Origin of the sequence: Oceanobacillus oncorhynchi (genome assembly GCF_000821065.1) — a bacterium.
GTDB lineage: Bacteria > Bacillota > Bacilli > Bacillales > Amphibacillaceae > Oceanobacillus > Oceanobacillus oncorhynchi.
In genome coordinates this window covers 4,097,122-4,110,057 of the sequence record NZ_CDGG01000001.1, presented here as the reverse complement: position 1 = coordinate 4,110,057, position 12,936 = coordinate 4,097,122, and the positions used below count along the sequence as shown (strand labels likewise).

Annotated in this window: 13 protein-coding genes and 6 tRNA genes; 17 read left to right on the top strand and 2 right to left on the bottom strand. The window is 39.4% G+C overall.

The window, feature by feature from the left end:
* The first annotated feature begins 24 nt into the window (after nucleotides 1-24).
* The 7 genes from rpoD to BN997_RS19660 all read left to right on the top strand — a co-directional run bounded on the left by rpoD (nucleotide 25) and on the right by BN997_RS19660 (nucleotide 6,926).
* Nucleotides 25-1,140, top strand: coding sequence for an RNA polymerase sigma factor RpoD (gene rpoD / locus BN997_RS19690; protein WP_042534808.1), 1,116 nt, complete (start codon nucleotides 25-27; stop codon nucleotides 1,138-1,140).
* Between the two features lie 172 nt (nucleotides 1,141-1,312).
* Complete coding sequence (locus BN997_RS22365; protein ID WP_052485090.1) at nucleotides 1,313-1,864, top strand: hypothetical protein; 552 nt, start codon at nucleotides 1,313-1,315, stop codon at nucleotides 1,862-1,864.
* 81 nt (nucleotides 1,865-1,945) lie between these two features.
* Nucleotides 1,946-2,347 (top strand): c-type cytochrome, encoded by a 402-nt coding sequence (locus tag BN997_RS19680; RefSeq protein WP_042534806.1) that lies wholly within the window; start codon nucleotides 1,946-1,948, stop codon nucleotides 2,345-2,347.
* A 97-nt stretch (nucleotides 2,348-2,444) separates the two neighbouring features.
* Nucleotides 2,445-3,188 (top strand): tRNA (adenine(22)-N(1))-methyltransferase, encoded by a 744-nt coding sequence (locus BN997_RS19675; protein ID WP_042534804.1) that lies wholly within the window; start codon nucleotides 2,445-2,447, stop codon nucleotides 3,186-3,188.
* Nucleotides 3,160-4,278 carry a Nif3-like dinuclear metal center hexameric protein gene (locus BN997_RS19670; RefSeq protein ID WP_042534802.1) on the top strand — a complete coding sequence of 373 codons (1,119 nt, stop codon included), beginning with the start codon at nucleotides 3,160-3,162 and terminating at the stop codon, nucleotides 4,276-4,278. The genes BN997_RS19675 and BN997_RS19670 overlap by 29 nt, the downstream gene beginning before the upstream one ends.
* A 429-nt stretch (nucleotides 4,279-4,707) precedes the next feature.
* Nucleotides 4,708-6,021, top strand: a complete 1,314-nt coding sequence (locus BN997_RS19665; RefSeq protein ID WP_042534800.1) for a DEAD/DEAH box helicase — start codon at nucleotides 4,708-4,710, stop codon at nucleotides 6,019-6,021.
* 11 nt (nucleotides 6,022-6,032) lie between these two features.
* Entirely contained in the window at nucleotides 6,033-6,926 is an 894-nt protein-coding gene (locus BN997_RS19660; protein ID WP_042534797.1) for a deoxyribonuclease IV, read from the top strand.
* Nucleotides 6,927-7,043: 117 nt separating this feature from the next.
* On the opposite strand, the gene BN997_RS19655 is transcribed toward BN997_RS19660, so the two are convergent.
* Complete coding sequence (locus BN997_RS19655; protein WP_042534795.1) at nucleotides 7,044-7,331, bottom strand: DUF2624 domain-containing protein; 288 nt, start codon at nucleotides 7,329-7,331, stop codon at nucleotides 7,044-7,046.
* A 168-nt stretch (nucleotides 7,332-7,499) separates the two neighbouring features.
* Between BN997_RS19655 and BN997_RS19650 the strand changes: the two genes are divergently transcribed.
* A complete protein-coding gene (locus BN997_RS19650) occupies nucleotides 7,500-7,868 on the top strand; it encodes a DUF4190 domain-containing protein (RefSeq protein WP_052485089.1) in 369 nt (122 codons plus the stop codon).
* 98 nt (nucleotides 7,869-7,966) lie between these two features.
* Here the strand turns inward: BN997_RS19650 and BN997_RS19645 are convergent, their stop codons facing one another.
* A complete protein-coding gene (locus BN997_RS19645) occupies nucleotides 7,967-8,293 on the bottom strand; it encodes a hypothetical protein (RefSeq protein WP_042534793.1) in 327 nt (108 codons plus the stop codon).
* 132 nt (nucleotides 8,294-8,425) lie between these two features.
* Between BN997_RS19645 and BN997_RS19640 the strand changes: the two genes are divergently transcribed.
* The 9 genes from BN997_RS19640 to sodA all read left to right on the top strand — a co-directional run bounded on the left by BN997_RS19640 (nucleotide 8,426) and on the right by sodA (nucleotide 12,849).
* Nucleotides 8,426-9,061, top strand: coding sequence for an NfeD family protein (locus BN997_RS19640; protein ID WP_042534791.1), 636 nt, complete (start codon nucleotides 8,426-8,428; stop codon nucleotides 9,059-9,061).
* A gap of 278 nt (nucleotides 9,062-9,339) precedes the next feature.
* On the top strand, nucleotides 9,340-10,968 hold the full coding sequence (locus tag BN997_RS19635; protein WP_042534789.1) for a Na/Pi cotransporter family protein: 1,629 nt from the start codon (nucleotides 9,340-9,342) through the stop codon (nucleotides 10,966-10,968).
* Nucleotides 10,969-11,386: 418 nt separating this feature from the next.
* Nucleotides 11,387-11,461, top strand: a tRNA-Asn gene (locus BN997_RS19630).
* A gap of 1 nt (nucleotide 11,462) precedes the next feature.
* A tRNA-Met gene (locus tag BN997_RS19625) sits at nucleotides 11,463-11,539 on the top strand.
* Nucleotides 11,540-11,568: 29 nt separating this feature from the next.
* A tRNA-His gene (locus BN997_RS19620) sits at nucleotides 11,569-11,644 on the top strand.
* Nucleotides 11,645-11,660: 16 nt separating this feature from the next.
* Nucleotides 11,661-11,737: transfer RNA gene (locus BN997_RS19615), tRNA-Ile, on the top strand.
* 12 nt (nucleotides 11,738-11,749) lie between these two features.
* Nucleotides 11,750-11,842 (top strand) — tRNA-Ser (locus BN997_RS19610).
* Between the two features lie 53 nt (nucleotides 11,843-11,895).
* Nucleotides 11,896-11,968 (top strand) — tRNA-Phe (locus tag BN997_RS19605).
* A gap of 269 nt (nucleotides 11,969-12,237) precedes the next feature.
* The gene (sodA, locus tag BN997_RS19600; RefSeq protein WP_042534787.1) at nucleotides 12,238-12,849 is read left to right on the top strand and encodes a superoxide dismutase SodA; all 612 of its coding nucleotides are present in this window, start codon (nucleotides 12,238-12,240) and stop codon (nucleotides 12,847-12,849) included.
* Nucleotides 12,850-12,936 lie beyond the last annotated feature (87 nt).

Here is a 12,936-nt window from a genome sequence, read left to right as displayed (position 1 = left end):
AACAATTTGGAAGGAGGGGGACTCATGGCCGAACAAAAACCTTCGCATATGAAAGAACCCGAACTGACATTAGAGCAAGCAAAAGAAAAATTGGTTGACATGGGTAAGAAACGCGGTACACTTGCGTATGAAGAAGTGGCTGACGGTTTATCTAATTTTGACATGGAACCCGAACAAATGGATGAGTTTTATGAGTATCTGGAAGAACAGGGTGTCGATGTGTTAGGTGAGTCTGAGGATGACCCCGAGATGCAGAAAATCGCAAAAGAAGAAGAAATCAACCTGAATGATCTCAGTGTTCCTTTAGGGATAAAGATCAATGACCCGGTCCGTATGTATTTAAAAGAAATCGGCAGAGTAGACCTGCTTTCTGCAGCAGAAGAAATTGAACTCGCTTCCCGAATTGAAGAGGGAGATATTGAAGCAAAGAGAAGGTTAGCGGAAGCCAATCTTCGTCTCGTTGTCAGCATCGCAAAACGCTATGTTGGACGGGGGATGCTTTTCCTCGATTTGATTCAAGAAGGAAACATGGGTCTGATCAAAGCTGTTGAGAAATTTGACTACCGCAAAGGGTTTAAATTCAGTACCTACGCAACCTGGTGGATTAGACAGGCAATTACCCGTGCAATCGCGGACCAGGCCCGTACCATTCGTATCCCGGTTCATATGGTGGAAACCATTAATAAATTAATCCGTGTACAGCGCTCTCTGCTGCAGGATCTGGGACGTGAACCGACACCGGAGGAAATCGGCGAAGAAATGGAATTAAGCCCGGATAAGGTGCGCGACATTCTAAAAATCGCTCAAGAACCTGTATCTTTAGAAACACCAATCGGAGAAGAAGACGATTCACATCTAGGTGATTTCATTGAGGATCAGGAAGCAATCTCTCCATCCGATCATGCAGCTTACGAATTACTGAAAGAACAGCTGGAAGATGTATTAGACACATTGACAGACAGAGAAGAAAATGTGCTTCGTCTGCGGTTTGGATTAGATGATGGAAGAACGAGAACACTTGAAGAAGTAGGGAAAGTATTTGGGGTAACCAGAGAACGTATCCGCCAAATCGAAGCGAAAGCATTACGTAAATTAAGACACCCAAGCCGAAGCAAGCGATTGAAAGACTTCCTTGATTAAGGTGTTATACTGAAATAAGTTCATTCTGAATACTGGAATATGCAAGTTCCCGTTTAACGGCTTGCGTATTCCAATTATTGTTTTATATGAATTCATAGAGGATATTCAAAAGTCCATAAAATAAGATTTTGCTTTTTTAACATTTAAATGGTGACGCTTCCGGGGTGGATTTATGAATAATCATGAAAAAAACCAATTGATTATCCAGGAAATTTTAAAGTGGAAAGAGAATCGTTTATTGCCGGAAGAACAATGTGATTTTTTATTAGCATTATATACTAAAGGCGGAGAAATAGAAATAACCAATAAAAATAAAAATTGGCTATCTACATGGAAAAAGCTTCATTTTACCATGATGTTGATGATATTGGTAAGCGTTATCTTTTTAGATTATTATTATCAATTAGCCGGCTCTGTCGGGGCAGGTATTTTAAGTTTTGTTTTCTTTATAAATATTCTAATCTGGTCAGGAACTGGAAAGAATGCATCACGGCGTTATCGTTATTTATTTATATCTATTCAATTGTTATATGTGTTGCAGCTTTCTATTTGTATTATGGATACTTTTGGATTAGGAGCTTATAATAATTTTATGATTACTGCCAATGGCATTGGATGGATTGTTTTTGGATATTTGAAAAAGCTGCCTGTTATTCGTTATTTGGGAGCAGCTTTGACTATAGGAATCATCACTTTTGTCGTTTTTTTTAAATATCTTGGATAATCCTTTAAAAATTTTTAGATTTCGAGTAAACTAATAGTAGTATTAATTTATAATATTTGGATTACATAAGGAGGAAGCGTAATGAAAAAGAATCCGGTTATACCATATGCAATTATTGCCGGGCTGGGGCTGATAGCTGTCATTATTATTTCTGTAATTGGTATTGATCAAAGACAGGCTATTCAAGATGCTGAAGAAAATGGTGGAGAACAGACAGAAGAGGCAGAAGGAGGAGAAGAAGGCGGCGAGTCTACCAGTGCTGATGCTGGAGAAGAGGTTTTCCAATCCAATTGTGCCAGCTGTCATGGTCAAGATTTAGCAAGTGGTTCTGCTCCTGATTTAACACAAGTTGGAAGCACTTATTCTCAAGAAGAAATTGCTGATATCATTGAAAATGGAACTGACGGAGGCATGCCGGCTTTCCCTCAGCTTGCAGGTGAAGAATTAGATGCACTCAGCGAGTGGTTAAGCGAGCATGAATAATATATAATAAAAGAAATGAAAGCTTTCTGATTCGTACAGAAAGCTTTTCTTATTGGAGAAATACAGAAAAGAACTGTCTTTAAAAGGAGAACAAATAATGAACCAGAATGTCACCCTATCGAATCGTTTGAAAATAGTTGCTGAATATCTGCCTCAGGGAGCGCATTTCGCAGATATTGGTTCAGATCATGCATATCTGCCTGCCTATGTCTGCCAAAGAGATAAAACAGCAAGCGCTATTGCCGGAGAAGTGAATCAAGGGCCTTTAGACAGCGCCAAAAAAACAATTCGATTTCATCAATTAGAGGAACGAATCGATGCCCGTTTAGGAGATGGTTTATCTGTCATAAATGAAGGCGAGGTCAAACAAATCGTCATTGCAGGGATGGGCGGAGGATTGATTACTTCCATCTTAGAAAACCATGCTCCTATTGCTAAATCTGCTGAACGAATTATTGCACAGCCTAATGTAGACGCAAGAGCAGTCAGACGATGGTTTGATCAAAATGATTTTATACTGAGAGCAGAAGAGATTGTGGATGAGCAGGGACATATCTATGAAGTGCTTGTTGCGGATCGTTATACAGAAGCCTCTTCACCATACAGCGATAATGAACTGAAGAAGGGCAGGCAGCTTTTATTAGGTCCCTATTTAATGAAAGAGAAGAATGCTGCTTTTATTAAAAAGTGGTCACAGGAAATAATGAATATCGAACGAATCATTTTGCAAATGCAGCAGGCAAAGCAAATAAATCATGAGAAAATAGCTGATTTCCAAACAGAATTATACTGGATGAAGGAGGAACTTGATCATGAAGGAACAAACGACGAAACACGCTGATTTTTTTCGGATTATGGACAGCTGGGCACCGAAAAGTTTTGCCTATCATTGGGATAATATCGGTTTACAGACTGGACGGTTTCATGATACGACATCTCAAATTCTGATTACACTGGATGTGACGGAGGAAGTAGTTGATGAAGCAATTGAAAAAGGGGCGAATTTGATTATTGCCCATCACCCTTTGCTGTTTCAGCCTTTAAAACAGATTAATGTCGATCATCCGAAGGGGAGAGTGGTACAAAAGCTTTTAAAAAACGATATAACGGTCTTTGCTGCACATACCAATCTGGATATCGCCGAGGGTGGTGTAAATGATTTATTAAGTGGCGCCCTTGAATTGAAAAATAAAGAACCCTTAGAAGTGTTAGAACAAGAGTCGCTGCTTAAAATTGTTGTTTTTGTTCCAGAGTCGCATGTACAGGAATTACGGGATGCTCTGCATCAGGGCGGAGCTGGCCAAATTGGCGATTACAGTCATTGCACCTTTCAAAGCGCCGGACAAGGGACTTTTCTTCCGTCAGAGCAGGCTGTCCCGTATATTGGCGAGCAGAATGAAATGACTTTTGTCGATGAAAAGAAGCTGGAAGCCGTTGTTCCTAAGAAAAATCTAGCCAGGGTGATAGATGCTGTTATTTCAGCCCATCCTTATGAAGAACCGGCTTATGATATGTATCCATTGGAAAATAAAGGACAGTCGATTGGAATCGGACGCTTTGGTGTCCTGGAATCCCCGGTTTCAATGAAGGCATTCATTGAAACGGTGAAAAAGAATTTAGACATGCCTCGCGTGCGTGTTTCTGGTAATATAGAAAAGAATGTAAAAAAAGTTGCTGTCCTGGGAGGAAGCGGGGAGAAATATGTCAGTCATGCGCTCCGAAAAAAAGCGGATGTATATATTACAGGAGATATGACATTTCACGCTGCTCAAGATGCAGAGCAGATGGGACTGACAGTCATTGATGCCGGTCATTATATCGAGAAGATAATGAAAACAGCAACCAAGGAAAAACTTATACAGGAAATACCTGCATTCAGGTCAAAGGTTTATGTATCTGAAGTAAATACAGACCCGTTCGTATTTATGTGAAATAGATAGTTAAATGATTTATTTGAGTGATAAGCATTTTAACCAGCATAGTGTTTTTGAGGTCTCCCTCTATAACACGTGGTAGAAAATGTCATAGGCTGGATATTTATCACGGAGAACTGTCCGTAAAACTCCCGCCTTAAAATAAAACGTAAAAATAAATGTATTTGTATTTAGGCGGGAGATAACGGATGCTAGCTCCTTGAATCACTCAACTAACTCTCAGTGGGTGAAGAATATAAACCAATGTTGTCAGGTTAATGAATTTTATGTTTGTTATAAATAGGTAGTAAAAATCTAACTAGCGTAGTTTTTTTTCGTAGCGGCTGGCTATTAACCTGAAAGCGTTGGAAGAACAAAAACTTCCGCTGAGTGAAGTTTCGTTTTATTTCAACTTATTATAGAAAAGATTTCAAAGGAGGGAAACAGATGGAAAAAACATTTGCAGAACTATCCCTGGATATGGATATCCAGGATATTATTCAAGAATTGGATTTTAGAAATCCGACTGCAATCCAAGAAAAAGTAATACCTGCTATCTTGGATGGAAAAAGTGTTATTGGTCAATCCCGGACCGGTTCCGGCAAATCGCATGCATTTTTATTGCCGATGTTTCAACAGCTGGATGAGAATCAAAAGAAAGTGCAGTTTGTAATTACTGCGCCAACAAGGGAACTGGCAACACAGCTTTACAATGAAGTAAGGAAAATCATTACAATTGCGGATAAGACAGAAAAATGGACAGCCAAGCTGCTTGTCGGCGGTACCGATAAACAAAAGGCAATTGAGAAATTAAAAACACCGCCAATGATTGTGGTGGGGACACCAGGGAGAATTTTAGATTTGGTAAAGGATGGAGCATTATCCATCTATAGTGCGGAATCGTTTGTGATTGACGAGGCGGACTTGATGCTTGATTTAGGCTTTATTGAAGAAGTAGATCAATTATTAGTACGCGCGAAGCAGGATATTCAGCTGCTGGTCTTCTCGGCAACTATTCCACAGCGCTTACAGCATTTCTTTAAAAAATATTTAAGAAATCCGGAATATATTAAAATGGAAGAGCATTTTTCTCCGGAAACGATGGAGCATCGGCTTATTCTGAAAAAGCATCGGGATGAAGCGAAGATTATTTGGGATATTTCCAAGACAATCCATCCCTATTTAGCGCTGGTATTTACAAATGGGAAACAACAGGCTAATGAGCTGGCAGAAGCGCTTGGAGGCTATGGCTTGGATGTTGGTGTCATTCATGGCGGTCTGACGCCCCGGGAGAGAAAGCGTGTATTGAAAGAGATACAGCAGCTGCGCTATCAATACGTAGTCGCAACAGATTTAGCTTCAAGGGGAATTGATATCAAGGGTGTCAGCCATGTAATTAATGCCCAGCTTCCAAAAGAAGAGCATTTTTATATTCATCGTGTCGGCAGGACAGCACGAGCCGGACTAGAGGGCACAGCAGTCAGTATTTACAGCGAAGAGGACGCCCGTTTAATCGAAAGATTGGAGCAAAAGGGACTCACGTTCTCGTTCGTAGAGGTTAAGCAGGGTGAATGGACCGAGGATAAATCCTGGAATGAAAGAACACGCCGGAAAACTGAAGACACAAGTAATGACCGGGAAGCGTGGAAGCGCGTAAGAAAAGCAAAGAAAGTAAAGCCGGGCTATAAGAAAAAACAAAAGCAGCAGCAACAACAAATTAAAAGACAGCTGACAAAAGAGCAAAACAGGAAGAAGCGTTAGGAGGAATAAATATGGTGAAAATCGGTTCTCATGTTTCAATGAATGGCAAGAAAATGTTATTAGGATCCAGCGAAGAAGCTGCTTCCTACGGGGCAAATACCTTTATGATTTATACAGGCGCACCGCAGAACACAAGAAGAAAGCCGATTGAAGAATTAAATATTGAAGCTGGATTAGAACATATGGCATCTCATGGAATAGCTGACATTGTTGTGCATGCGCCGTATATTATTAATATCGGCAACACGGTAAAACCGGAGACATTTGAATTGGGCGTTAATTTTCTGCGGAGTGAAATCGAACGTACCGAGGCTCTGGGGGCAAAACAAATCGTACTTCATCCGGGAGCGCATGTGAGAGAAGGCCCCGACAAGGGTATTCCGAAAATTATCGAAGGATTAAATGAAGTGCTTGAACAAAAAAATGATGTTCAAATTGCATTAGAAACAATGGCTGGAAAAGGCTCCGAAATGGGCCGTACATTTGAAGAACTGGCTGAAATTATTTCTGGTGTTACGCACAATGAACATCTCTCTGTTTGTTTGGATACATGTCATATTCATGATGCAGGCTATGACCTCGTCAATGATTTTGATGGGGTATTGAATTCATTTGATAAAATCGTCGGATTAGACCGTCTGAAAGTAGTCCATGTCAATGACAGTAAAAATGACCGCGGAGCTCATAAAGACCGTCATGAAAACATCGGTTTTGGCTACATTGGCTTTGATGCCCTCCATAAGGTTGTTCATCATCCGCAGCTTAGCGAGCTTCCTAAAATCCTTGAAACACCTTATGTAGGCACAGATAAGAAAAATAAAAAAGCACCGTACAAGTATGAAATAGCAATGCTGCGCGAAGGTGATTTTCAAGAGAATTTAAAGGAAATCATTATGGAAGGCTAGTCCCGTATAAAATCAAACTTTATTCAGCGGGGGTTTATGGTCAATTAATCATGATAAATTAAGAAAGATGAGCACCCTATATATGGGAATGCTCATCTTTTTTAATTTCAGCCGGTTTTAGTTTTCAAATAAATGCTCCATCCCATATGATTTAATGACCTCATCCATTAACTGCTGTGCTGCTGCTGCTGTTTTCTGATCCGTGATTTTTGTAAGCTCCATCATAAAGCGGTCACGATCTGCCTGGTCAAATGGATTAGGTGCAGAAGTTCTTAAATAATGTACAATCTGGTCTGCTTGTGTACGTGTGATAGCAAAGCCGTATTCGGCACTATAATGTAAAATTTCATCTGGGGTTAATTTACGCAGTTTATTTTTAATCATTTCTTTGATAAAGAAAGACATATCATCCCTCCTTTTGAATATCCTCTTATTTTCTTCCATCATGTAAATATATGCAGACAACAAAAAGATTATACCATTCTTTGCTAAAAATTCCGCATGATACCTGTATGAAAACCTGTAGATTCCGTATGCTAATCATATAATTCTAAAGTATAAGGAGTTTATCTCATGAATGATAATGATAAAGACAAACGTATACAGGATATGCCGAACCATGGACAAAGACCACAGCATGAACATACAAATGAACAGTTAGACAGCAAAAGAATGGAAGAATTTTCAACAGAATTAACCGATGCCAACCTGTTGGAATTTGAAGATGAGAAAAGCTTTAACCCGGGGACAATATATGGATGGGGAAGTATCATCTTAGCAATTATTTCATTTTTTACCTGGCCGGTTATTTTAGGAGCCGCCAGCATTGTATTCGGGTTTGTAGCACGAAGCAGAGGGACAAATATTCTTGGTATTATCGGAATTATAGCAGGAGCTCTTTCTTTGATTTCCGCTTTTTTCATTATCCCTTTCTTTTCCTAGGCGGCATTTCTAAGCATTAAAATTATTTAGCAAAAAGCTGCATTTCATAATAAAAAGCAAGCATTCACTTTGAAAAATAAAGCGGATGTTTGCTTTTTCTAATGCTCCTCTTGAAATTGTGGGAAATAGTAAACTTCATGTACATGGATGTCATTGGAGGAGATGTTTGGGTTCAATGATTCAAAAGCCTTTAAAATATTCTCAACAGAGACAGTGTTGACCGTTATGGTTTGGATTTCTTCTGTAATACTGAGAACCGTATCTCCAGGATTTACTTTTACCGGAACAGCTTCAAAAGGAGGCAGTTCCAAATTTTCATTATTTGAAACGGAGGTTGTCCCGTCTGAATGAGCTAAGTCTTGAAAAATACTGACTGCAACTAATATAATAAACGTAATCAGGGAAATTCTACGCAAAAATTCCATAAAAAATCTCCTTTAATGAAACTATTTTCTTTCCTCATACGTACATATAATATAGAAGAGGATGTCAAAAAAGTCCTTCTTATCGTTTTTATATATACATGATAAGCAGGGCAACGAGAGGGTGTGAATGGTATGGACGTGGTTGAATTACAATGGGTTGGATTTCTTGCCTTATTTTTTGGAACTTTATTTATATTAGGTGAAATGTTTGTAAATATGCGTGGTATATTTGGTGTATTAGGGCTGGGATTTATAACTGTTTATTTTACGGTATACACAGAAACCAATTCGGTCTTACTCATGTTTATTATATACTTCCTGGGAATATTACTGATTATTATTGATGGCAAAGTGTTGAACGATGGAACCTTGGCTACAATTGGACTGGTTTTGATGATCGTTGCCGTTGCATTGCCGCAGCCGGATTTTGCAAACGGTCTTTATGCGGTAATCAGTATCGTCATTGGAGCATTTTCATCTCTGGCGTTTTTAAAAGTATTTAAACGGAGACAGATGTGGACGAAAATCGCTTTAATGGACCAGCTTACAAATGAACAGGGCTACAGCTCGCTCAGTAAAGAGTATGAAGCTTTGCTGGGAGAAGAAGGCGTTGCGCTGACCGATTTTAGACCTTCCGGTACGATTGAAGTGAATAAAAAACATTACAGTGCTGTATCTGGCGGACGCTGGATTAAAAAAGGAACGCCGATTAAAGTAGTGGCAGTGGATGGAACCAGTGTCCGGATAGAGGAGCTTAAAGAAGATTAATTAATAGTTCGTAATTAAATAGAATAACCCTGAAACAGGATTCATTTCATAAAGCTGGAGATGAATCCTGTATTTGTATGCGATTGGTCCTAATATTATACATATTTTCATGAAAAAAGCAGATACTAAGCATCCCTTTCTATTCGAATGTAAACAAATATTAAATCTATGTAAATTTTTCATCAAACATGTTTACATTCTCTTTAGAATCATCAATAATGAATGAGGCGCAAAATTCTACAAAAGTTTACATAAGAGGTAGAAGGGATGAAGTTTTCGTGGATATCGATGTTCAAAGTTTAATTATTGAATTTCTCGGAGGAATCGGCATATTCCTAATGGGGATAAAAATGATGGGAGATGGACTCCAAAAATCAGCAGGAGATCACTTGCGGGATATTCTGGACCGGTTTACAACCAATCCATTCCTGGGTGTGCTTGCTGGGATTATTGTAACTGTGCTTATTCAGAGCAGTTCGGGAACTACTGTTTTAACTGTAGGGCTTGTCAATGCCGGTTTTATGACATTAAGACAGGCAATCGGTGTTATTATGGGAGCGAATATCGGTACAACCATAACTGCTTTTATTATTGGAATAGATGTTGGGGAGTATTCGTTATTATTTTTAGCTTTAGGTGCGTTTACAATCTTTTTCTTTAAGAAGCAAAAAATTGTAGCGGTAGGACAGGCGATATTCGGTTTTGGAGGTCTATTTTATGGGCTTGAATTAATGAGCAGCGGGATGACACCTCTCCGCTCTTTACAGGCATTTCAAGATTTGACAGTTTCTATGAGCGATACACCAATTCTCGGAGTAGTTATTGGTACCGTATTTACTGTAATTGTACAAAGTTCATCAGCAACCATTGGTATTCTGCAAGGATTATTCGCTCAGGGTGCAGTTGACTTAAAGGCAGCTGTTCCTGTATTATTTGGCGATAATATCGGTACAACCATTACAGCTGTTATTGCAAGTATAGGTACATCTGTTGCTGCCAAACGAGCTGCCTATACACATGTAACGTTTAATTTACTAGGTGCGATTATTTTTATTATCTTGCTCTATCCGTTTACTCAATTTATTTACTATTTACAATCCAGCTTAAGTTTAAACCCGGAGATGACCATTGCGTTTGCGCATGGAAGCTATAATATCGCAAATACGGTTATTCAATTTCCATTTATCGGTGCTTTGGCATGGCTCATTACGAAGCTGGTGCCTGGAGATGATGTCATTATTGAGTATAAACCAAAGCATCTGGATTCTATTTTCCTTCAGCAGTCTTCCTCGCTGGCACTGGGCCAGGCTAAGATGGAAGTTGTCCGTATGGGGAAATATGCGTATCAAGGTTTAGAGGAAACCCACAGTTATGTCACTACGCAGAATCCGAAAAATTCCGAGATGGCTCTGCAAATTGAAGGAGCGCTGAATAATCTGGATCGTAAAATAACGGAGTATTTAGTGGATATCGCTTCTACCAACTTAACAGAACCGGAAAGTATAGAACATACCAGCTTAATGAGTACAATTCGTGATATTGAACGAATTGGCGACCATTTTGAGAATGTGGTTGAACTGGTGGACTATAAAATGTCCAACAAAGTTTCGCTGACAGATCAGGCAATTGAAGATCTCAACAAAATGTTTGATTTAACGTATATGACAGTTAAACAGGCTGTTGAGGCTTTAGAGGCAAACGATCGGGAAGCGGCTTTAGAAGTTATTCAAAAAGAAGACCAAATCGATAAAATGGAGCGGAAATTCCGTAAAAACCATATTATCCGTATGAATGAAGGCACTTGTAATGGATCAGCAGGAATCGTTTTTGTCGATATCATAAGTAATTTAGAACGAATTGGCGATCATGCTGTAAACATTGCTCAGAACGTCTTAGGAGACCATTAAGGATGATCTGATATAAAAGGGCTCTATCTGTTGTAATGAAGCGGATAGAGCCCTTATTTCATCTATTTCGGGATAAAAGGGGAAGAGAACGCTTTTAACGTGATAACTGTCGGTCATTATTATGCAGCGCGGAGGTGCATAATTTATCAACAGCATTTATGGAACATCTGATTATTTTGAAGCATGCATATTAAAAAGAGGGGATAACAGATGCGATAGAAATACAGCTTTTTCTATATATTACCGGAAATGAAAAAAGTTTTTATAAGTTTTTGTTGAAATATGTTATATTACATGCTATTATAATTCTTGCAGTCAACTTCTGATAAAAACTTTTGCAACACCGCAAAAAAAGTTGTTGACATAATCAACAGAACATGATAAATTATATTTTGTTGCTAATTAAAACAAACATTATTCCACAGTAGCTCAGTGGTAGAGCAATCGGCTGTTAACCGATCGGTCGTAGGTTCGAATCCTACCTGTGGAGCCATGGCGGTGTAGCTCAGCTGGCGAGAGCGTACGGTTCATACCCGTGAGGTCGGGGGTTCGATCCCCTCCGCCGCTACCAAAAAATATACATACATTTGCTATTTCATGGCGGCCGTGGCGAAGTGGTTAACGCACCGGATTGTGGCTCCGGCACGCGTGGGTTCGATCCCCACCGGTCGCCCCATTCAATAATAGTAAAAGGACCCTTAGCTCAGTTGGTTAGAGCTATCGGCTCATAACCGATCGGTCGCAGGTTCGAGTCCTGCAGGGTCCACCATTTATTCTGTCTGGAGGTATACCCAAGTCTGGCTGAAGGGGTCGGTCTTGAAAACCGAGAGGCGGGTCAAACCGCGCGGGGGTTCGAATCCCTCTACCTCCTCCATACATATTTCACAACAGAATGATGGAGAGCTTTTATATCAAAGCTCCATGTACGGCTTGGTAGCTCAGTCGGTAGAGCAGAGGACTGAAAATCCTTGTGTCGGCGGTTCGATTCCGTCCCGAGCCATCTAAAAAACAAGCACAAAGCTTGTTTTTTTGTGTGCTTTTTTCAGATTTTGCAAGCGGAATCTGATTCTTTTTATAAATATTTTGTTGTTTCTTTAAGGGAAAAAAGTTTCCCTAAATCAAAATGGGATAGTCAATAATATGTAAACGGTTATTTAATAAGGAATGTTTGATACATATCAGTGCAAAATATTTGCAAGAAATTCTTACCTTTGATAACGTATAAATTGTAGAAATAAAATCATCATTTATTTTAAGGAGGAGTTACACATGGCAAAATTTGAATTACCGGAATTACCTTATGCATACGATGCATTGGAACCATCTATCGATAAAGAAACAATGAACATTCACCATACGAAGCATCACAACACCTACGTTACCAAATTAAATGATGCATTAGAAGGACATGAAGATCTGCAAAACAAATCAGTTGATGAGCTTGTGAGGGACTTAAATGAGGTTCCTGAAAGCATCCGTACTGCTGTACGCAACAATGGCGGCGGACATGCTAACCACAGCTTCTTCTGGAAGACTTTGTCACCAAACGGCGGCGGAGAACCAACTGGCGAGCTGGCCGATAAAATCAACAGCAAATTCGGTTCTTTTGACAAATTTAAAGAGGATTTTGCAGCTGCGGCAGCAGGACGTTTCGGTTCTGGCTGGGCATGGTTAGTATTAAACAATGGCGAGCTTGAAATCACAAGCACTCCAAACCAGGATTCTCCATTAACAGATGGTAAGACGCCACTATTAGGATTAGATGTATGGGAGCATGCATATTATCTTAAATATCAAAACAGACGCCCGGACTATATTTCTGCATTCTGGAATGTTGTTAACTGGGATCAAGTAACAAACAATTACGAAGCAGCAAAATAAAGAATAATTATAAAAGCTTGCAGATAACTTTATGTTTCTGCAAGCTTTTTGTATAGATACGGCTCCTTCGCTAAAAATAAAAGAAGA

What these genes read in the sequence shown, in the direction of transcription:
- rpoD (WP_042534808.1), top strand. Translation starts at nt 25, where the DNA reads ATGGCCGAACAAAAACCTTCGCATATGAAAGAACCCGAACTGACATTA.
- BN997_RS22365 (WP_052485090.1), top strand. Translation starts at nt 1,313, where the DNA reads ATGAATAATCATGAAAAAAACCAATTGATTATCCAGGAAATTTTAAAG.
- BN997_RS19680 (WP_042534806.1), top strand. Translation starts at nt 1,946, where the DNA reads ATGAAAAAGAATCCGGTTATACCATATGCAATTATTGCCGGGCTGGGG.
- BN997_RS19675 (WP_042534804.1), top strand. Translation starts at nt 2,445, where the DNA reads ATGAACCAGAATGTCACCCTATCGAATCGTTTGAAAATAGTTGCTGAA.
- BN997_RS19670 (WP_042534802.1), top strand. Translation starts at nt 3,160, where the DNA reads ATGAAGGAACAAACGACGAAACACGCTGATTTTTTTCGGATTATGGAC.
- BN997_RS19665 (WP_042534800.1), top strand. Translation starts at nt 4,708, where the DNA reads ATGGAAAAAACATTTGCAGAACTATCCCTGGATATGGATATCCAGGAT.
- BN997_RS19660 (WP_042534797.1), top strand. Translation starts at nt 6,033, where the DNA reads ATGGTGAAAATCGGTTCTCATGTTTCAATGAATGGCAAGAAAATGTTA.
- BN997_RS19655 (WP_042534795.1), bottom strand. Translation starts at nt 7,331, where the DNA reads ATGTCTTTCTTTATCAAAGAAATGATTAAAAATAAACTGCGTAAATTA.
- BN997_RS19650 (WP_052485089.1), top strand. Translation starts at nt 7,500, where the DNA reads ATGAATGATAATGATAAAGACAAACGTATACAGGATATGCCGAACCAT.
- BN997_RS19645 (WP_042534793.1), bottom strand. Translation starts at nt 8,293, where the DNA reads ATGGAATTTTTGCGTAGAATTTCCCTGATTACGTTTATTATATTAGTT.
- BN997_RS19640 (WP_042534791.1), top strand. Translation starts at nt 8,426, where the DNA reads ATGGACGTGGTTGAATTACAATGGGTTGGATTTCTTGCCTTATTTTTT.
- sodA (WP_042534787.1), top strand. Translation starts at nt 12,238, where the DNA reads ATGGCAAAATTTGAATTACCGGAATTACCTTATGCATACGATGCATTG.